Below are 18,680 nucleotides of genomic sequence, written 5' to 3' on the forward strand. Positions count from 1 at the left end.
TGATTTCGATGGGTTGGAACGACGGACCTCCCACCTGGTCGGAAATGGAGCGCGTCCTGTCCGGACGTCCCAAGCCTGTGGCCGAGGGCGACGGCGGCGACAGCCCGGCCTGGTCCCGGAAGCGAGAGGCCTACGAGGGGCCTCGCCACCACGAGCCGGTGCGTCCGGCAACGCCGTATTCGGAACTGCATGCGCACTCGGCGTTCAGCTTTCTCGACGGTGCCTCGCAGCCCGAGGAAATGGTCGAGGAAGCGGTACGACTCGGCCTCGAGTCCATCGCGATCACCGATCACGACGGTTTCTATGGGGTCGTGCGTTTCGCCGAGGCGGCCAGAGCTCTCGGCATCGGAACCGTGTTCGGTGCCGAACTCTCGCTGGACACCCAACGGTCTCGAGCCGGGGCGACCGATCCCGACGGCACTCATCTACTCGTACTCGCCCGCGGCCAGGAAGGGTATCGACGCCTTTCGCGTCGGATCGCGGCCGCGCATCTGGCAGGCGGGGTCAAAGGTAAGCCGCAGTACGACATCGACGAGCTCACCGAATCGGCGGGTGGGCATTGGCAGATTCTCACCGGTTGCCGAAAAGGGCATGTGAGGCAGGCGCTTTCACGTGGTGGTCCTGAGGCGGCCGAAGCCGAGTTGCGCATGCTCGTCGATCGGTTCGGACCCGATCGTGTCACCGTCGAACTCACCCGGCACGGCGTCGCGGACGACGACGAGCGCAACGACGCTCTCGCGACGCTGGCTCGGCAGTACGGCCTTCCGACGATCGCCACCACGGCCGCGCATTACGCCGGTCCACGCAGTAGGAGATTGGCCATGGCGATGGCCGCGGTTCGCGCGCGGAGCAGTTTGGACGACGCCGCCGGTTGGTTGGCCCCGACCGGCGGCGAACATCTGCGGTCCGGGGCGGAAATGGCCGAACTGTTCCGTCACTATCCGGGCGCGGTGCGCGGTGCCGTCGAGCTCGGTCGTGAGTGCTCGTTCGATCTGAAGCTGATCGCGCCGCGCCTGCCGCCGTTCGAAGTGCCCGACGGATTCACCGAAATCAGCTATCTGCGGCGCCTCACGTTCGAGGGAGCCGCCCGCCGGTACGGCCCCCAGTCGGCGAACCCAGCGGCGTACTCGCAGCTCGAGTACGAACTGGACATCATCGAGCGGCTCGAATTTCCCGGCTACTTCCTGGTGGTCAACGACATCGTCCACTTCTGCAAGACACACGACATCCTGTGTCAGGGAAGAGGTTCGGCAGCCAATTCCGCAGTCTGCTTCGCCATCGGAATCACCAATGTGGATCCGGTGGCCAACAAGCTGCTGTTCGAGCGGTTTCTCGCACCAGAACGTGACGGGCCGCCCGACATCGATATCGACATCGAATCCGATCGTCGGGAAGAGGCGATCCAGCACGTCTACGCGAAGTACGGCCGCACCCATGCCGCTCAGGTGGCCAATGTCATCACCTATCGCGGTAAGTCCTCGGTGCGAGACATGGCACGTGCGCTCGGCTTTTCGCAGGGGCAGCAGGACGCGTGGAGCAAGCAGATCACCCGCTGGTCCGGAATCGGTGATCAGGAAGGTGACGGAATTCCCGAGTCCGTCCTCGAACTCGCGCGACAGATCGAGGGCTTCCCGCGCCACCTCGGTATTCACTCCGGCGGCATGGTGATCTGTGATCGTCCGATCGCCGACGTCTGTCCGGTGGAATGGGCGACGATGGAGAACCGCAGTGTGCTCCAGTGGGACAAGGACGATTGTGCCGCAGTGGGTTTGGTGAAGTTCGACATGCTCGGGCTCGGCATGCTCTCGGCGCTGCACTACATGATGGACCTGATCGCCGAGCACAAGGGCATCGACATCGAACTCTCCTCGATCGATCTGTCCGAACCCGAGGTGTACGAGATGCTCCAACGAGCCGATTCGGTCGGGGTGTTCCAGGTCGAGTCCCGCGCGCAGATGGCCACGCTGCCGCGGCTCAAGCCGAGAAACTTCTACGACCTGGTGGTCGAGGTAGCCCTGATCCGCCCCGGCCCGATCCAGGGCGGTTCGGTGCACCCGTACATCAAGCGCCGCAACGGACTCGAACCGGTGATCTTCGAGCATCCGTCCCTCAAGAAGGCGCTCGATCGAACTCTCGGCGTGCCGTTGTTCCAGGAGCAGCTGATGCAGATGGCCATCGATGTGGCCGGTTTCAGTGCCGCCGACGCCGATCAGCTGCGCCGCGCCATGGGATCGAAGAGATCACCGGAGAAGATGGAACTGCTGCGTGGGCGGTTCTACGACGGGATGCGTGATCTTCACGGCATCACCGGCGCGGCCGCGGATCGCATCTACGAAAAACTGTCGGCCTTCGCCAATTTCGGCTTCCCCGAGAGCCATTCGCAGAGCTTCGCCTCACTGGTGTTCTACTCGTCGTGGTTCAAGTTGCACCATCCGGCTGCATTCTGTGCCGGTCTGCTGCGCGCCCAACCGATGGGTTTCTACTCACCGCAATCTTTGGTCGCCGATGCCAGGCGGCACGGTGTGCTCGTGCACGGTGCCGACGTGAACGCCAGTCTCGGCCATGCGAATCTCGAGGGGGACGGGCTCGAGATTCGCATGGGGTTGGCAGATGTGAAGTTCATCGGCACTGCAGTGGCCCAGAAGATCGTCGACTCGCGAGAGGCACACGGGCCCTACACCTCCTTCCTGGACCTGACGGGACGCGTCGAACTGTCGGTGGCGCAAGCGGAAGCACTGGCAACGGCAGGCGCACTCGGGTGCTTCGGCATCACGCGCCGAGAGGCACTGTGGGCTGCGGGAGCGGCGGCGGGGGAGCGTCCCGGCCTGCTCCCCGGCATCGGAGCGTCGACGACAGCGCCTGCGCTACCGGGAATGTCGGATCTCGATCTGGCCTCGGCCGACGTCTGGGCAACCGGAGTGTCACCGGATTCGTATCCCACGCAGTTCTTTCGGGATCGTCTCGATTCGCTCGGCGTGATCCCCGCGAACCGGCTGCTGCAGATTCCGGACGGGGATCGGGTGCTCGTCGGTGGAGCGGTGACGCATCGCCAGCGGCCGGCAACTGCGGGAGGCGTCACGTTCATCAACCTCGAGGACGAAACCGGCATGGTCAACGTGGTGTGCTCGGTCGGATTGTGGGCAAAATACCGCAAGCTGGCGATCACCGCTCCCGCGTTGCTGATTCGAGGCAAAGTGCAGAACGCCGAGGGTGCGGTGACCGTGGTGGCCGATCATCTGCAACTGATGGATCTGCGAGTCGCCTCCAGATCGCGGGACTTCCGATGAGGGACCAAGTGCACAATCGAGGGGTGAAGCTGCTGCTGATTGCCGACACTCATCTTCCGAAGCGCGCGCGTGACCTCCCCGCCGAGGTGTGGTCGGCCGTCGACGATGCCGATGTAGTGATACATGCCGGTGATTGGGTGAATCTGGCGGCGTTCGAGGAGCTCTCACAGCGGTCGCGTCGTCTGGTTACGTGCTGGGGCAACAACGACGGCGAGGAGTTGCGAGCACTGATGCCCGAACGCGCCGACGTCGTACTGGGCGGGGTGCGGTTCACCGTGGTCCACGAGACCGGTGCCTCGACGGGACGGGAACGACGTATGGCGGCGGCGTACCCCGAGACAGACGTGCTCGTGTTCGGCCACAGTCACATACCGTGGGATACCTTCGCGGACAGCGGCCTACGGCTGCTCAACCCGGGGTCGCCGACGGATCGGCGTCGGCAACCGTTCTGCACGTACATGACAGCCGTTGCCGAAGACGGTGCGCTGAAGGAAGTGAATGTGCACCGCATCGCGCCTCGATAGCGGTCGAGGCCTCACATACCGCCGGCAACCCTGATGACGGTTCCGGTGGCGTACCGCGCGTCCTCGGACAACAACCACGACACCGCGCCCGCGATCTCCTCCGGCACACCGGGGTGCCCTAGGGGGATGCTCGACGCCATCTTCTGCGGCCGCTCGCGATCTCGGTGGAAGTCGGTCTCGATGATTCCGGGAGCGACTGCGTTGACGCGGATGTTCTGTGCAGCAACTTCTTTCGACAATCCCACGGTCAGCGTATCGACGGCGGCCTTCGCGGCCGCATAGTGGACGTACATTCCGGGACTACCCAGGGTCGCGGCAGCGGAGGAGATGTTGACGATCGAGCCACCTGTTTCGGCCATCGCCGCGATTGCGTACTTGCAACAGGTGAGTACCCCGACCAGGTTGACGTCGAGGTCCGCCCTGATGGTCTCGATGTCGTTGTCCACCAGCGGCCCGACGGCACGCGCCGAACCAGCATTGTTCACCGAACCGGTGACGGTACCGATCTCGGCCGCAGCGCCGAACAGACCGATCACTGCCTGTTCGTCGGTGGTATCGGCGCGCACAGCGATCGCCGTTCGCCCGGATGTCGACAATTCCGCAGCCAACGCTTCTGCGGCGGTGGCATCGGAGCGATAGCCGATCACCACATCGTGACCGTCGGCAACCAGCCGCCGGGATATGGCGGCACCGATTCCGCGACTTCCGCCGGTGACGATGGTCAAGGGAACACTCATCCCTCGACAGTAGCCACACCGCAGCAGGCACAATTGCGTGCAGACGCCATTCAGGCGCACGCGAAAGAAGGAACCGATGTGATCGATCGATCGGAATTGGCATTGTTTCTCCGGCAGCGGCGCGAGTTGTTACAACCCGAGGACGTCGGGCTGCCACGGGGGCAGCGCAGGCGCACACAAGGCCTGCGCCGCGAGGAGGTCGCGGAACTGTGCCATATGTCGACCGATTACTACGCACGACTCGAACGGGCGACCGGTCCCGCCCCGTCGGCGCAGATGATCGCGTCGATCGCGCAGGGGCTGCATCTGTCGCTCGGTGAGCGCGACCACGTGTTTCGGCTCGCCGGGCACAATCCTCCTACCCGCGGGGCGCCGAGCGACCACATCAGCCCAGGACTGCTACGAATTCTGGACCGCCTCACCGACACACCCGCCGAGATCATCTCCGAAATCGGCGAAACTCTGCGCCAAAGCCCGCTGGGAGCAGCACTGACCGGCGATGCGTCGTTGCGCACCGGGCCGAACCGGAGTCTGGGATACCGCTGGTTCACCGACCCCGAAACACGGCAGTCGTACCCGCCCGAAGAGCGAGCTGTGCTGTCTCGCGCGTACGTCTCGGGGCTACGCGAAATCGTCACTCTTCGCGGACCGGACTCGCGAGCTGCGCACCTGTCCGCGGAGCTGCTCGAGGTCAGCGGGGAATTCCGAAAACTGTGGGAGAAGCGCGAAGTCGGCGTCCATCCGCCCGAGTCCAAACGCTTTCTGCACCCGACGGTCGGCATGCTGCAGCTTCACTGCCAGACCCTTCTGGACCCGGAGCAGGCGCATCGATTGCTGGTGTACACGGCAGTCCCCGGTAGCGAAAGCCACGCCAAATTGGAATTGCTATCGGTGGTGGGTACTCAGGTGCTTTCCTGACCTGATGGAGGGTGTCGGCGTATCAGTGGATCGGGAAGTCCTGGATGAGTGCGTGGCAATCGTCGAACATGGGTTCTGCAGGTCGAACCTCTCGATCAACACCAGCACAGGAGCTTGTCATGGGCCGCACAGCACACACATCCCTTCCCGATCTGACCGGGAAGATCGCCGTCGTCACGGGAGCGAGCGACGGAATCGGAACGGTCGTCGCAACGCAGCTCGCCCGCTCCGGTGCCGAGGTCGTCATGCCGGTGCGCTCGGCAGGCAAGGGGGAGCGGGCAGCCGAATCCATCCGTGTCGCGGTACCCGGTGCGAACGTCTCCACTCGGGCGCTGGATCTGTCGTCATTGGAATCCGTCTCTGCTCTGGTGGCTGATTTCTCATCCGAGGGCCGCGCGATAGACATCCTCGTCAACAATGCAGGCGTCATGCAGCCACCTGCGCGTCAAGTCACCCAGGACGGGTTCGAGCTGCAGTTCGGTACCAATCACCTTGGCCACTTCGCATTGACACTCGGACTGCTGCCGCTGCTGCGAAAGGGAAATGCGCGGGTCACCCATCAGACGAGCATCGCGGCGCGTTCGGCGACCGTCAATTGGAACGACCTCAACTGGGAGCGCTCCTACGACGTCATGAAGGCCTACTCCCAATCGAAGCTCGCGGTCGCTCTGTTCGCACGCGAGCTCGACGCTCGTAGTAGGGCAGGCGGCTGGGGAATCTCCAGCAACATCGCTCATCCGGGAATCTCTCCGACCAATCTTCTCGGGGCGCAGCCAGGGCTGGGGCGACCGAAAGATTCGGCCGGCCGACGATTGATCGGTGTTCTTGCCCGTGTCGGCATTGCGGGCACTGTGGACAGCGCCGCGCAGCCGGGACTGGTCGCGTCCGCGGGTAGCGACGCGCGTGGAGATCAGTTCTTCGGCCCGAAGCGACTTCTCGGCGGGCCTCCGACCGAGGTGAACATGTGGAAGCCGATGCGCAACATGGACGATGCGCGTCGCTTGTGGGAAGCGTCGGAACAGCTGACCGGTGTGCGGCTCTCGTCCTGAACGGTTCTCGGCTGTCCGGCATGGCTCGCTGCCGGACGCGTCACTGCGGGGTAGGAGCGGGCTCCCGAGCGTGGTCGACCAAGTCGTGTACGAGCCCGATGATGACGTCCATCTGGGCGATGACCTCGACGCGTAATCGATCCTGTTCTTCCTCCGGCATATTCGGTGCGTCCGGACCGTCGAGGGACATCAGTAAGTCGATGTTGGTGCGCAATGCCGTGAGGGGTTCCATCAGTTCTGCGCCTGCATCGACGATCAGTTGACCTTGCCGTGCTCGCGATCGATCAAGGGAAGCCAACATCTCGTTGAAGCTGTTCGCCAGCGACGCCAGTTCGTCGTCTCCGTTGACGTCGATAGGCTCGAAGTCTCCTGTGCGGGCCACCCTTTCGGTGCCGGCGCGCAGTCGGGTGACCGGTCGGAGTCCGGTGCGTGCAACGGCGGCTCCGGCGACACCTGCCAGCGCGACGAGAAACGCCCCGACGAGGACCAGGGCGAGCGAGAGCTTGCCGAGCAGCGGGGACGCTCCGCTGAGTGATTCGGCCACCATGATCGTCTCGCCGGAGTCGGTGCGTTTGGCGGAGATGTAGTAGCCCCGCACCTCACGTAGGGACTGGTCGGTGCGGCCGTCGATGACCGATCTTTCCGGGTCGTCCAGAACGCCGTCGGAATCGGTGAAGGGCCCGGTGCCATTCGTCGACGTCACCAATGTGCCGTCGGTAGTCGCGAGGGCCACCTTCACCGCGGTCCCTTCGGTGTCTTCGGTGCCGAAGCCGAAGAGTGTGGCCGGAACGCCGGATGCGGCGCTCGCGATGAGGGCATCGCTGTTGCGTTCCACGCGGTCGACGATCTGCGAGCGGAGTGCCTGCTCTGCGACAAGATAGATCGCGAGAGCACTTACCGCGACAGCAAGGGCCGCCACACTCATCGTCAGCACTCGGATGCGTCCGTGCAACGACAATGCTCGGGGGCGAGCGGTCGCACGTGAATAGCTCATCGATCGAGTATGCCGGTCGATGAGCGGACACGATTCTGCAGGCCACGCAGACCCACGTCGAGATTCGGTGTACCTCAGCCTGGCGTGCGGGAACTTAAGGGGAAACCCGCACCGCACCGGGACCGCAGGACCGCTGGTTCAGAACGGCGGTGCTGTCGTGTCGTTTGTCTCGGGTTGTTCGGTGTCGGGTGGGTTGGGGTAGGCGATGATGCCGGATCGTCTCGGTTTTGTGGGGATGTGTGGTCTGAGGTCGTTGCCGAGGATAGGTACGGCTGTTCCGTTGGCGGGCAAAGTGATTCGAGTAGTTTTCGAGGTGGAGGTCCACAGTAGTGCGCCGCCGGGCAGCATGGTGGCTGTCCAGTAGCCGGCAGTTTTCACCGAGTGGTGGAACTCGCAGAGGCATTGGAGGTTGTTGATGGTGGTCCAGCCGCCGCCGAGTGGGTTGGTGTGGTCGAAGGCGATGATGTGGTCGAGTTGGCAGCGTGCGGCGGGGCGCTGGCAGCCGGGGAAGCGGCAGTGGTGGTCGCGCAGTCGGACTGCGGCGGTGGCGAGGGCGTCGGGTCGGTAGATCAGGGCGCGGTCGGTCAGTGGGTCGCGGGGTACTGATCGGGCGAGGGTGGGGTCGGCGGCGATGGCTGCTTCGAGGGCGGCAGTGAGGGATGCGTTGCCGAGGTAGATGCCGCTGGCAGTACAGCCTCTGCTGCTCGACAGTTTCTGTGCAGCGTGATTCGGTGCTGCAAGATCGAGGGCTGAGAGGTCGAGGGCAGAGCTGTGCCGTGTGCCCCGGCCGAGTGGGGTGTGGGTGCAGAACAGGGCTGCGGCGGAGGTCAACGACTGGGTGCGTCGTTGGTGTTCCTCCCCGCTGGGTTTTGCCGTCCCGTCGGTAGCTGGGGCGGGTTGCGGTGCTGCTCCGGCCGGGTTCGGCTCCGGTGGTGTTTTCTTTCGCGGTTCGGGCGGAGGAACAGACGCAGTGTGTGTTCCCCGCGCGGAGTCTGTTGCAGGTGCTGGTCCACTCGACGGTGTCGGCGATCCTGTACTTGATCGTTCGGGTTGTTTTGCAGCAAAGTGCGTTTGGCGTGGATCGGGCGCTCGGCTCGGAGCTGCTGGCGCACCGGATGCTCCTACCGGGCCTCGGGGTGATGCTGCATGCGGCGACGCTGAATTGGAGCCATGGCCGGGATCAGCTCCCCGGCCGGACACGGGCTTCACTGTCGTAGTCGCTGGTGCTGGTGCGGTGGTCGAATCGGTAGAAGTGCCGGTGTCTGCACGGGTTTCGGTCTCGTCTGTTGCCGAGTCGGTGTTCGATGCGGATTCTTCTGTCGCTGCTGGCTCCGGGGCCGCTGCCGAGTCCTGCTCCTGCTGTTCGTCTTTGGTGACCCGTTCCCACTCGCCGGTGTTCGGGTTCTGGACGGCGAGTCCGAGGGATTCGGCGAGGGTGACTGCTTCGGTGAGCAGGATCTGCCACTGACTGGTGCGGGCCAACTCCCGCGCCAACTCCGGATCGATGGTTCCGTGGCCGGCCAGATACGCCGGGTTCGCGAGTAGTCCGATGAGGGTGGCGATGTCGACGGTAATCATCGTCAGCGGCACCCGCCGATCCGGCAACACCGCACCCGCACCTGCACCCGCATCACTCTTCGGGCACGTGGCGCGCTGGCATCGGCACACCAGCCGTGATTCGCCGTGCATACGGGCCATGAACGCATCGCACAGCCGTTCCTTCCTCCCACGCGGGTCTTTCGGGCAGAGGGTGTCGGCCATCTCCTCCAACAACTGCCACGCGGCAGCGGCTTCGGGGGCGGTCAACTCGGCCCGGATACGGGCGAGTTCGCCGGCCGGGGTGTAGGTGATGGTCCGGAACTTCTTCGCGAACTCCCGCAATGCTGCTGCTTCTTCGGGTGCGACGCGAACCAGAATGTCCCAGATCGCGTTCTCCAACGGCCCGGGCGAGTTCTGGCGGGCGGCGTCGACGACCTCGGCTTTGACGCGGGTGACGAGGTCGTCGGAGAGATTGTCGAGGATCCGGCAGGCGGTGCGTATCCGGGCGAGGTCGATCTCACCGGCGGAGAATGCTGCCCGGAGCAGTGGGAGTCGGGTGTGTAAGGCGACGGCGATCGAGACGTACGATTCGGCAACCGTCGCCGAGCACCCCAACGCGAGTGCCATTTCGGTGCGACCGTAGCGGCTGTAGTGCTTGTGCTTGATATCGCGGGTGATCCAGGTGCGGTGAACGTCGTAGCAGGCAGAAATCTTGCGTGCTGCATGCCGGTTCTCGTCTCGCGCGGCAGCGGTCAACGCCGCCAGTGACACTGCTGGTGCTGGACTCATTCTCCACCCCCCGGTGAACCCCGATACCGAACATGCGTTCGAACTGAAAAAAGAGTATCTCGACCCACCGACAGAAACAGGGAAGCAAGTCGAGAAGCTCGGATCAGCTGGTCAGGGACGGTGGTCGGCCGGTTTGTTGCCTTCGTTCCATCGTTGGGCCCATTGCCAGAGTGGTTCGAGAGCCGGCCCCAGCTCGTCGCCGAGTTCGGTCAGGCGATAGGACCCGTCGGCGTCCTTGATCAGCACGCGCGCGTCGATGAGGGTGCGCAGTCGGGTGGCGAGCACGCTGGACGAGATGTCGTCGGTGCGTCGCCTGAGTTCGAGGAAGCCCAGCGGGCCGCTCCGTAATTCCCAGAGGATGCGCATGTTCCATCGCTGTCCCAGGAGGTCGAGGACAGCCATCATCGATCGGCGGGGTGCGTTTGCCATTTCCATCGCGATTGATCATAGTGGTTCGAAAATCGAAGCAGTTCGAAAATCGAAGCAGATGGGGGATGCCGAATGATTCGTCGCGCAGAAGAGAAGTCGGTGTTGATCACCGGCGCATCACGTGGGATCGGAGCGGAGACCGCCGTGCAGCTCGGTGCGGAAGGTGCGGCCGTTGCGGTGAACTACCGCGAGAAGAAGCGTCGAGCCGACGCCGTGGTGCGCACGATCGGGGAGGCCGGTGGCCATGCGCTCGCCGTCGGTGCCGACGTGACCGACCTCGAAGCAGTCGATGCGATGCTGAGCACCGTCGTTGCCGCGTTCGGCACACTCGACGTGCTGGTACTCAACGCCTCCGGTGGACTCGAGCTCGGTGCCGATCCCGGCTACGCGATGAGCATCAACCGCGACGCGCAGGTGGTATTGGCTCGGGCGGCCGCCGACCGCATGAAGCCAGGCTCACGCATCGTTTTTCTCACCAGCCATCAAGCTCATTTTCACGGTAGGAAGCCGGTCCCCGTCGAGTACGAGCCCATTGCCGCGAGCAAGCGAGCGGGGGAGGACGCCCTCCGTGAGATGATTCCCGAATTGAATTCTCGGGGTATCGAATTGGTCGTGGTGTCCGGCGACATGATCGAGGGCACCATCGTGGTCACCCTGCTCGAACGTCGGAATCCTGATGCCGTGGCCGCGCGCACCGCGCAGGGTGCGCTCCCGACCGTTGCCGAGTTCGCGTCGGCCGTGGTGGCAGCCACCGTTGCGCCGGTCGAGGAGTCCGGTCGGACCGTGTATATCGGTGGAGCCGACTACCTCGACGAGTTCGCGTCGGGGTAGTCGGCTCCGTTCGGCCGAATGAGGGAATCAGCTACCGAGGACGCAGAACTGACCGCTCGTGAGGTTCAGTGCCAGAGACAGGGGGCCGACGCAATCGACCCCTCGGCCCTCTGACGTAGCGCCGGATCCCCATCCGGCGACGGCGAGAGTCGTCTGTCCGGCGTCGGCCCAGGAATGCGCGATGCCTCCGCCGAGTGCGAGTGCGTACGCGGTGCCCGCATTCTTACTCGCTCCGAGTGCAACGCCGTATCCGTTGGCGTAGGTGGTCGTTGCGCCGGGGCCGTCGTTGACGCTGACGGCGGTGCCGCTGTCGGCAGCACCCGCGGTCGCCCTGCCGGTGCCGTTCGAGGTGGCTCCGCAGCTCGCGGTGCCGTCGACCTGGATGTCGTTGGCCGAGGGCGGAGAGACACAGTTGACGGGGGCCGCCGACGCGGTGGCGGTACCCGCGAGGGCTGCGACCGTCAATCCCGAGCCGATGGCGAATATTGCTGCGGTACGGGCAATTCGACTACCGAACCGACTCGACGTGCGCGCGGAGGAGGAGTTGAGGGAAGAGCGACGGGGCAGGGAAACAGAGAACAACAGAAAGCTCCTTCACGAGCGAAACGGGTCGGTGCGGCACACGGTACCCCGCCCCGGGAGTCCATGGCAGCAAGTAGGTGCTGATTGTGTAACGGTGCCGTTGACGTCCGGGGATGAAACGTCGTAGAAGTCCGGTTTCCCGCACCCTCGCCGCAGCGGTCGTGGTAGACAGAGGCGCATTCGGAATGCTGTCCTGCTCAACCTTCGATGCTTCGAGTTCAATTGCGACAGTGCACAACTCGTGCTCCGCTCCCGGGTTGGCACCCGCGCCCGATGCGGCCGGGACCGCGGCTCGTCGGCAAGCTCCTGCACCCGTGGAGCCCGGAGAAATCGTTACCGGGCAGCTGTCGATCGTCACCGCCGGCACGATCGTCTCCGAGTGTCGATCGCGTCCGCGTCGAACACCGGCGACCTCATCGGGGCGCAATCGGCCCGGTCGAGCAGACAGGGCAAGTTCGACAGTGCGGTGTCACAGAAGTTCTACCCGTCGGACCGGGTCGACTTGTCGACGCTCACAACACGTTTCACCGCTCAGGCAAAAGGCGCACCGGCCGATCGTATCGGTGTGCACTCGCTGACCACTCGCCGTCATCACTGGGGATGTCTACGCCTCCGTCGACGGTCGAGGACCTGACTTCGAAAACTCACGGACCGGTGGCTCCTCCGTACGTGGCGATCTTGTATTCGGTTGCCACGAGAGAGAGTTGCAATTCTCGGATACGTCGTCGGACGGTGTCTCGATGCGCCATGAGCATGTCGAGTCGTTCCGGAACGGTGTGTTCTCCGTCGTCGACCAATTCGACGTAGTGCTGCAAGTCGCGCATCGGCATACCCGACAACCGCATCCGGGTGAGGAACACGAGCCTGCGCACAGCCGCGTCGTCGTACTGTCGGTGGTCGAGTCCGTCGCGCGCAACCTCGATCAGCCCGCACCGTTCGTAGTACCGCAGGGTGTGCGCGGAGAGGTCGAGGAGTTCGGCAACCTCGGCGATGCCGAGGGAGCCGGAGAGCGCATCGGGTTCGATCAGTTCGTGCACCAGCTCGACGGTCAACGGTGCGTCCGAGTCCGCCACGGCTGCCAGTGCCCTGTTCATCAAGTCCCTCGTTGCCATGGGTATCGAAGATAGTCGGGCCGGCGGCTCAGACCGGTCGGACGGATTGGGGTACGCCCGGGAAGTCCGCGCCGGCGGCCAGGTCGGCGTGGGTCTCGAGTGAAGCCAGTTCGCGGCGGTACGACTCGCGTAACCGTCGAACGGCCTCGCGTCCGAGCGGTATGCGTAGGGGAGCGGTTTCGGCTTCGACCAGTCCGCGGATGATGAGAGCCGCTCGGTGCGGATCGCCTTCCTGCCTGCCATCGGCGGCGATCATGTTCGCTCTGAAATCGCCGAGAAGGTCGGCGTACACCTCCACGGGCGTGGCACGTTGGAGCACATCGGCGCTGTTGAAGCCGGTCCGAAAACGGCTCGGCTCCACGATCAGAACTCGGATGCCGAACGGTGCGACCTCTCCGGCCAGTGCCTCCGACCAGCCTTCGAGAGCAAACTTGCCCGCCGAGTACGAGCCGACTCCTGGGAACGAGATGCGGCCACCCTGACTGCTCATCTGCACGATCGTTCCGGCGCTCCGCGCGCGCATTCCCGGCAGCACGGCTCGGGTCAGGGCAGCGGGGCCGACGACGTGTTGTTCGAGCATGTCGCGCAGCCGGGCGTCGTCGACTTCCTCGGCGGAACCGATCTGTCCAACGCCACCGTTGTTGACGAGTACGTCGACTCGTCCGAATCGGTCGATCGCCGCGTCGACCACGGCAGGTGCGGATTCGGTGTCGCGAACGTCGAAGGCGATGGGCAGAATCGATTCGGGGTAATGGGAGAGCAGATCGCCGATGCGTTCGGGTCGACGCATCGCCGCAACCACGGTGTCGCCCGCTGCCAAAGCGGCCTCGGTCAATGCGCGCCCCAATCCGGAGGATGCGCCGGTGACGAGCCAATTGCGGTGTGAAGTCGGTGCCTGAGTCATGAAACGCACGCTATGGGTTCGAGCGCGCTCGAAGGCAAGTGTCTCCAGACGCTGCCTTATCTCAGACGCTGCCCTATCTCAGACGCTGCCCTGATAGCCGTGTTGCCGCCATGCCTCGTACATCGTCACTGCGGCTGCGTTCGCCAGGTTGAGGGACCGCCGGCCCGGGATCATCGGTATGCGCAGTCGGTCGGTCACGTGTGGGTCGTCCAGAACGTCGTCGGGCAGCCCCGTGGGTTCCGGTCCGAACAGAAGGACGTCTCCGGGTTCGTAGGCGACGTCGGCGTAGGACCGCGTCGCGTGGGCGGTGTATGCGAACACCCGCGTCGGGTTCAGTGCGGACCAGGCCGACGGCAGGTCCTCGTGCACGGTGACCGACGCCAGATCGTGGTAATCCAACCCGGCCCGCTTGAGTTTCGGCTCGGACATGTCGAAGCCGAGCGGACCCACCAGATGCAGTTCGCAGCCGGTTCCGGCAACGAGGCGAATCGCGTTGCCGGTGTTCTGTGGAATGCGGGGCTCGAAGAACATGAGTCGAAACACCCGGTTCACTCTGCCACCACGGACCGGGGAAGTATGGAGCAGGTGGACGACGAACAGATCATCGGTGAGGATTTTTCCGACACGCGACTGGACGGGCAGGAGTGGACCGGCCGACAGTTCGTTCGGTGCACCTTCCGTGACGCGGACATGAGCGGCGTACGAACCGACTCGGTGGTGTTCACCGAATGCGACTTCACCGGCACCGACCTGACCGAATCGGTCCACACGAACTCGGCCTTTCGCTCGTGCACTTTCACTCGAACAAACCTGCAGCACAGCACGTTTCGACACTCGACGATGATGGGATCGATGTTCGTCGACACTCGCATGCGTCCCGCGACCTACGACGAGGTGGACTTCACCCTGGCGTCTCTGGGCAACGCAGACCTGCGAGGCGTCGATCTCTCGGGATGCCGGATGCGGGAAGCGAACTTGGTTTCTGCCGATCTGCGCAAGGCAACCTTGCGGTCTGTCGACTTCGTGGGTGCCCGCACCGTCGACGCGAAGTTCGACGAGGCGGATCTGCGCGGAGCCGTCGCCGACGCGTCGCTGTGGGTCAGCGCGAGCGTGCGCAACGCGAAGATCGAGCTGATGCAGGCAGTTGCGTACGCGGGAGCGCACGGTCTCGTCGTCGAGGGCTGACCGCGGCGATCGGACCGGCGCGCCGCCGCTGACGCCGAACCTGGAACAATGACCGGGTGACTGCAACGATTCTCGATGGCAAAGCGACCCGTGACGAGATATTCGTCGATCTCACCGCCCGCGTGGCAACGCTGCGGGAGAAGGGCATCACCCCAGGTCTGGCGACCGTACTCGTGGGAGACGACCCGGGGTCGGCGGCGTACGTTCGTGGCAAGCACAACGACTGCGCCAAGGTCGGCATCACCTCCATTCGGCGTGATCTGCCTGCCGATATCACCCAGGCGGATCTCGAAGCCGTCATCGACGAGCTCAATACCAACCCCGACTGCACCGGATACATTGTTCAGCTGCCGCTCCCGAAGCATCTCGACGAGAACGCCGCACTCGAGCGCATCGATCCGGACAAGGACGCCGACGGACTGCATCCGATCAACCTCGGCCGTCTCGTGCTGGGCAAGGAAGCGGCGCTGCCGTGTACTCCCCGTGGCATCGTCCACCTGCTGCGCCGCTACGACGTTGCTCTCGACGGCGCACACGCGGTGGTGATCGGCCGCGGAGTGACGGTCGGAAGGCCCATGGGTCTACTGCTCACACGGCGTTCCGAGAACTCGACGGTCACGTTGTGCCACACCGGAACTCGTGATCTTGCCGCCGAGGTCTCCCGTGCGGACATCGTCATCGCCGCCGCCGGAGTTCCGGGGTTGATCACCGCAGACATGGTCAAGCCGGGTGCCGCTGTGCTCGATGTCGGGGTGACTCGCACCGAGGACGGACTCCGCGGCGACGTTGCCGACGGCGTCGCCGAGGTGGCCGGTTTCCTCTCGCCCAACCCCGGGGGCGTCGGACCGCTGACGCGAGCATTCTTGCTCACCAACGTGGTCGAGCGCGCCGAGCGCGTCGCCGCCGAGAGCTGAGCGGACTCGACGTGAACGCCGCAGAGGATGCGCGGGGCGAGCCCGAACCGGGATTTCGCGCAGCAGTGGCGCGTAACCTGCCGATCGTCGCGGTGTCCGTCGTCGTCCTTGCCGCGCTCGTCCTGGTGCTGGCCGATCGCTGGCGGCGCGGCGCGTTCATCTTCGGATGCGCGGCGCTGCTGGCGGCACTGCTGAGACTGTGCCTCCCCGAATCACGAGTCGGCACACTGCAAGTGCGCAGTCGCGTGTTCGACGTGCTGGCGCTGGGCTGCGTCGGTGGAGCGATAGTTTTTCTGTCGCTGTCGATCGATCCGCTGGGAACCGACTGACCTCGAGCAACAGAGCCCGGTCCGAACAGATGCCGTGTCAGCGCCGTCCGAGGCGGGCAAGCTCCATCGTCTCGGCCAGCAGTTTCGCCACCGAATCGGCCTCGGTGAGAAAGCCGTCGTGTCCGTCACGCGACTGGATCACTTCGAGTCCGCGGCACTGAGGGAGTTCGCGAGCGATCTCTTTCTGCAGTCGAAGCGGATACAGGCGGTCGGAATCGACACCGCCGACGATGGTCGGAACCGTGGCGGTCGCAAGTGCTTCGGCTACCCCGCCGCGCCCACGGCCGACATCGTGACGGTTCATGGCCTCGCTGAGAAGAACATACGTGGCCGCATCGAATCGATTGACCAGCTTCGCGGCCTGATGCTCGAGGTAGCTCTGTGCGGAGTATCTGCCACCCGCCCATGGATCCTCGTCGTTCTGCGGTGAGTTACCGAACCGAATGTCGAGTTCACTTTCGGTCCGGTACGTCAGATGCGCGATGCGGCGCGCAATGCCGAGTCCGGCCGAAGGCGAAGTGCCGGTGCCGTGGTAGTTGCCGCCGAGCCAGCCTGGATCGGCCTTGATCGCCGCGATTTGCGTTGTCTGGGTGCCGATCTGGTCGGCTGTCGCCCTCGCACCGACCGCAAGGATCAAAGCGGCCGCCACTCGATCGGGGTAGCCGACGATCCATTCGAGGGTGCGCATTCCGCCCATCGAGCCACCGACGACTGCCGCGAACCGCTCGATGCCCAATGCGTCGGCAACGGCAACTTCGGCAGCGACCTGATCTCGGATCGAGATGTCCGGGAAGCGAGATCCGTAGGGGGTGCCGTCGGGCGAGACACTGCTCGGGCCGGTGGTGCCACCGCAGCCGCCGAGCACGTTGGTCGCCACGACGCACCACTCGTCGGTGTCGATGGGGCGACCGGGCCCGACCATGCCGTTCCACCAACCGGGCAGAGCATGATCGGCATCCGGCGGACCGGACACATGTGAGTCCCCGGTCAGGGCATGCTCGACGAGAACGACGTTGCTGCGGTCGGTGGCAAGTTCGCCCCACCGCTGCACCGCCACCGTGACCTGGGAAATCCGAGAGCCGTTTTCGAGATCGAGAGCACCGATGTCGATGAAGCCCAACCGCCCGTCCGGAGGCGGAAGAACCGCCTCCGGACGAACGCCTGCGTCGCAGCTGTGACTCAAGACGCCGCCGCGCTGAAGCCGACCTCGAGATCGGCGATGATGTCGTCGATCCCTTCGATACCCACGGCCAAGCGAACCAGGCCGGGGGTCACGCCCGATGCCAACTGCTCCTCCGGAGTCAGCTGGGAATGCGTGGTGGACGCGGGGTGGATGACGAGTGAACGCACGTCTCCGATGTTAGCGACGTGGCTGTGCAGCGTGAGTGCGTTGACGAACTTCTTGCCGGCATCGACACCACCCTGCAACTCGAACGCGATGATTGCGCCCTGACCCTTCGGCAACAATTCCTGCCCGCGCTGGTACCACGGGGACGATTCGAGTCCCGCGTAGTTGATCGAGACGACGTCGTCTCGACCGGCGAGGAAGGCGGCGACCTTCTGTGCGTTCGACACGTGCCGCTCGATCCGCAGGCTCAACGTCTCGAGACCCTGGCTGATGAGGAAGGCGTTGAATGGGGAGACCGCTGCGCCGATGTCACGCAAGAGCTGCACGCGTGCCTTCAGTGCGAACGCGGGTGCACCGAGATCGGCGAAGACGACGCCGTGGTAACTCGGGTCTGCGGTGGTGAAGTTGGGGTGACGGCCCTGCGTCCAGTCGAACGTGCCACCGTCGACGATGACGCCGGCGATGGCCGTTCCGTGTCCACCGAGATACTTCGTCGCCGAGTGCACCACGATGTCGGCACCGTGCTTCAACGGCTGAAGCAGGTACGGCGTTGCCACGGTGTTGTCCACGATCAACGGAATGCCGTTCTCGTGTGCCACCGCCGAGATGCCCGGGATATCGAGAATGTCGTTCTTCGGATTGGAGATCGACTCGCCGTAGAACGCCTTGGTCGACGGCGTGATCGCTGCGCGCCACTGCTCGAGGTCATCGGGATCGTCGACGAACGAGACGGTGATGCCCAGCTTGGGGAGCGTGTAGTGGAACAGGTTGTACGTACCGCCGTAGAGCCGCGGGCTCGAGACGATGTGATCGCCTGCCTCCGCGAGGTTGAGAATCGCGAACGTCTCGGCGGCCTGACCGGACGACACCAGCAGAGCTGCGACGCCACCTTCGAGGGCAGCGATGCGCTGCTCGACCACGTCCTGCGTGGGGTTGATGATGCGGGTGTAGATGTTGCCCGGCTCCGCGAGTCCGAACAGTGCGGCGGCGTGGTCGGTGTTGTCGAACGTGTACGAGGTGGTCTGGTAGATCGGCAACGCACGAGCCTTGGTGACACCGTCCGGGGTCTGGCCCGAGTGGATCTGCTTGGTCTCGAAGCTCCAGTCGGCGGCGGGATCGGTGAACGGATCCTGGGTGGGTGCTCCGGTGGCGTCGACGACGTCAGGGGTGGAATCGGTCATGGCTGGTGATACTCCGTTTTCTGAGACG

At 64.6% G+C, this 18,680-nt stretch carries 18 protein-coding genes; 8 read left to right on the top strand and 10 right to left on the bottom strand.

Annotated features, from left to right (window positions below; translation table 11 throughout):
• Positions 1–8 precede the first annotated feature (8 nt).
• Positions 9–3,287, top strand: a complete 3,279-nt coding sequence (locus tag ACNEOT_RS11530) for an error-prone DNA polymerase (RefSeq protein WP_415975101.1) — start codon at positions 9–11, stop codon at positions 3,285–3,287.
• 23 nt (positions 3,288–3,310) lie between these two features.
• Positions 3,311–3,811: a metallophosphoesterase family protein gene (locus ACNEOT_RS11535; RefSeq protein ID WP_415974117.1), complete on the top strand. Its 501-nt coding sequence runs from the start codon at positions 3,311–3,313 to the stop codon at positions 3,809–3,811.
• Between the two features lie 11 nt (positions 3,812–3,822).
• On the opposite strand, the gene ACNEOT_RS11540 is transcribed toward ACNEOT_RS11535, so the two are convergent.
• Positions 3,823–4,548 (bottom strand): SDR family NAD(P)-dependent oxidoreductase, encoded by a 726-nt coding sequence (locus ACNEOT_RS11540; protein WP_415974119.1) that lies wholly within the window; start codon positions 4,546–4,548, stop codon positions 3,823–3,825.
• Positions 4,549–4,626: 78 nt separating this feature from the next.
• Here ACNEOT_RS11540 and ACNEOT_RS11545 point away from each other — a divergent pair, with 78 nt between their 5' ends.
• Both ACNEOT_RS11545 and ACNEOT_RS11550 read left to right on the top strand, forming a co-directional pair.
• Complete coding sequence (locus tag ACNEOT_RS11545) at positions 4,627–5,466, top strand: helix-turn-helix transcriptional regulator (protein ID WP_415974121.1); 840 nt, start codon at positions 4,627–4,629, stop codon at positions 5,464–5,466.
• Positions 5,467–5,585: 119 nt separating this feature from the next.
• Positions 5,586–6,515, top strand: a complete 930-nt coding sequence (locus ACNEOT_RS11550; RefSeq protein ID WP_415974123.1) for an SDR family oxidoreductase — start codon at positions 5,586–5,588, stop codon at positions 6,513–6,515.
• Positions 6,516–6,555: 40 nt separating this feature from the next.
• On the opposite strand, the gene ACNEOT_RS11555 is transcribed toward ACNEOT_RS11550, so the two are convergent.
• The 3 genes from ACNEOT_RS11555 to ACNEOT_RS11565 all read right to left on the bottom strand — a co-directional run bounded on the left by ACNEOT_RS11555 (position 6,556) and on the right by ACNEOT_RS11565 (position 10,272).
• Positions 6,556–7,509, bottom strand: a complete 954-nt coding sequence (locus ACNEOT_RS11555) for a HAMP domain-containing protein (RefSeq protein WP_415974125.1) — start codon at positions 7,507–7,509, stop codon at positions 6,556–6,558.
• Between the two features lie 138 nt (positions 7,510–7,647).
• Positions 7,648–9,837, bottom strand: a complete 2,190-nt coding sequence (locus ACNEOT_RS11560; protein WP_415974127.1) for a DUF222 domain-containing protein — start codon at positions 9,835–9,837, stop codon at positions 7,648–7,650.
• A 111-nt stretch (positions 9,838–9,948) separates the two neighbouring features.
• Positions 9,949–10,272 (bottom strand): winged helix-turn-helix transcriptional regulator, encoded by a 324-nt coding sequence (locus ACNEOT_RS11565; RefSeq protein ID WP_415974128.1) that lies wholly within the window; start codon positions 10,270–10,272, stop codon positions 9,949–9,951.
• 66 nt (positions 10,273–10,338) lie between these two features.
• Between ACNEOT_RS11565 and ACNEOT_RS11570 the strand changes: the two genes are divergently transcribed.
• Positions 10,339–11,097, top strand: coding sequence for an SDR family oxidoreductase (locus tag ACNEOT_RS11570; RefSeq protein ID WP_415974130.1), 759 nt, complete (start codon positions 10,339–10,341; stop codon positions 11,095–11,097).
• A gap of 27 nt (positions 11,098–11,124) precedes the next feature.
• Here ACNEOT_RS11570 and ACNEOT_RS11575 read toward each other — a convergent pair whose 3' ends face one another.
• From ACNEOT_RS11575 to ACNEOT_RS11590, 4 genes are all read right to left on the bottom strand, one after another.
• Positions 11,125–11,679: a DUF6764 family protein gene (locus ACNEOT_RS11575; RefSeq protein WP_415974132.1), complete on the bottom strand. Its 555-nt coding sequence runs from the start codon at positions 11,677–11,679 to the stop codon at positions 11,125–11,127.
• 644 nt (positions 11,680–12,323) lie between these two features.
• Positions 12,324–12,791, bottom strand: a complete 468-nt coding sequence (locus ACNEOT_RS11580; RefSeq protein WP_415974134.1) for a MerR family transcriptional regulator — start codon at positions 12,789–12,791, stop codon at positions 12,324–12,326.
• Positions 12,792–12,819: 28 nt separating this feature from the next.
• Entirely contained in the window at positions 12,820–13,695 is an 876-nt protein-coding gene (locus ACNEOT_RS11585; protein ID WP_415974136.1) for an SDR family NAD(P)-dependent oxidoreductase, read from the bottom strand.
• Positions 13,696–13,773: 78 nt separating this feature from the next.
• Entirely contained in the window at positions 13,774–14,238 is a 465-nt protein-coding gene (locus tag ACNEOT_RS11590) for a tRNA (cytidine(34)-2'-O)-methyltransferase (RefSeq protein ID WP_415974138.1), read from the bottom strand.
• A 33-nt stretch (positions 14,239–14,271) separates the two neighbouring features.
• Between ACNEOT_RS11590 and ACNEOT_RS11595 the strand changes: the two genes are divergently transcribed.
• From ACNEOT_RS11595 to ACNEOT_RS11605, 3 genes are read left to right on the top strand one after another with little or no spacing between them, the layout of a single operon-like run.
• On the top strand, positions 14,272–14,880 hold the full coding sequence (locus tag ACNEOT_RS11595; RefSeq protein ID WP_415974140.1) for a pentapeptide repeat-containing protein: 609 nt from the start codon (positions 14,272–14,274) through the stop codon (positions 14,878–14,880).
• 56 nt (positions 14,881–14,936) lie between these two features.
• Positions 14,937–15,794: a bifunctional methylenetetrahydrofolate dehydrogenase/methenyltetrahydrofolate cyclohydrolase gene (locus tag ACNEOT_RS11600; protein ID WP_415974142.1), complete on the top strand. Its 858-nt coding sequence runs from the start codon at positions 14,937–14,939 to the stop codon at positions 15,792–15,794.
• An 11-nt stretch (positions 15,795–15,805) separates the two neighbouring features.
• Positions 15,806–16,123, top strand: coding sequence for a DUF3017 domain-containing protein (locus ACNEOT_RS11605; RefSeq protein ID WP_415974144.1), 318 nt, complete (start codon positions 15,806–15,808; stop codon positions 16,121–16,123).
• Between the two features lie 37 nt (positions 16,124–16,160).
• Here the strand turns inward: ACNEOT_RS11605 and metX are convergent, their stop codons facing one another.
• Positions 16,161–17,306, bottom strand: a complete 1,146-nt coding sequence (gene metX / locus ACNEOT_RS11610) for a homoserine O-acetyltransferase MetX (protein ID WP_415974146.1) — start codon at positions 17,304–17,306, stop codon at positions 16,161–16,163.
• Positions 17,303–18,652: a bifunctional o-acetylhomoserine/o-acetylserine sulfhydrylase gene (locus ACNEOT_RS11615; protein ID WP_415974148.1), complete on the bottom strand. Its 1,350-nt coding sequence runs from the start codon at positions 18,650–18,652 to the stop codon at positions 17,303–17,305. Before ACNEOT_RS11615 ends, metX begins: the two co-directional genes overlap by 4 nt.
• Positions 18,653–18,680: the final 28 nt, after the last annotated feature.

Origin of the sequence: Rhodococcus sp. 077-4 (assembly GCF_047782425.1) — a bacterium.
Lineage (GTDB): Bacteria > Actinomycetota > Actinomycetes > Mycobacteriales > Mycobacteriaceae > Rhodococcoides.

Excerpts from the sequence above, each read along its gene's own strand:
- ACNEOT_RS11530 (WP_415975101.1), top strand. The coding sequence starts at position 9 with ATGGGTTGGAACGACGGACCTCCCACCTGGTCGGAAATGGAGCGCGTC.
- ACNEOT_RS11540 (WP_415974119.1), bottom strand. The coding sequence starts at position 4,548 with ATGAGTGTTCCCTTGACCATCGTCACCGGCGGAAGTCGCGGAATCGGT.
- ACNEOT_RS11550 (WP_415974123.1), top strand. The coding sequence starts at position 5,586 with ATGGGCCGCACAGCACACACATCCCTTCCCGATCTGACCGGGAAGATC.
- ACNEOT_RS11555 (WP_415974125.1), bottom strand. The coding sequence starts at position 7,509 with ATGAGCTATTCACGTGCGACCGCTCGCCCCCGAGCATTGTCGTTGCAC.
- ACNEOT_RS11560 (WP_415974127.1), bottom strand. The coding sequence starts at position 9,837 with ATGAGTCCAGCACCAGCAGTGTCACTGGCGGCGTTGACCGCTGCCGCG.
- ACNEOT_RS11565 (WP_415974128.1), bottom strand. The coding sequence starts at position 10,272 with ATGGAAATGGCAAACGCACCCCGCCGATCGATGATGGCTGTCCTCGAC.
- ACNEOT_RS11570 (WP_415974130.1), top strand. The coding sequence starts at position 10,339 with ATGATTCGTCGCGCAGAAGAGAAGTCGGTGTTGATCACCGGCGCATCA.
- ACNEOT_RS11580 (WP_415974134.1), bottom strand. The coding sequence starts at position 12,791 with ATGGCAACGAGGGACTTGATGAACAGGGCACTGGCAGCCGTGGCGGAC.
- ACNEOT_RS11585 (WP_415974136.1), bottom strand. The coding sequence starts at position 13,695 with ATGACTCAGGCACCGACTTCACACCGCAATTGGCTCGTCACCGGCGCA.
- ACNEOT_RS11595 (WP_415974140.1), top strand. The coding sequence starts at position 14,272 with ATGGAGCAGGTGGACGACGAACAGATCATCGGTGAGGATTTTTCCGAC.
- ACNEOT_RS11615 (WP_415974148.1), bottom strand. The coding sequence starts at position 18,652 with ATGACCGATTCCACCCCTGACGTCGTCGACGCCACCGGAGCACCCACC.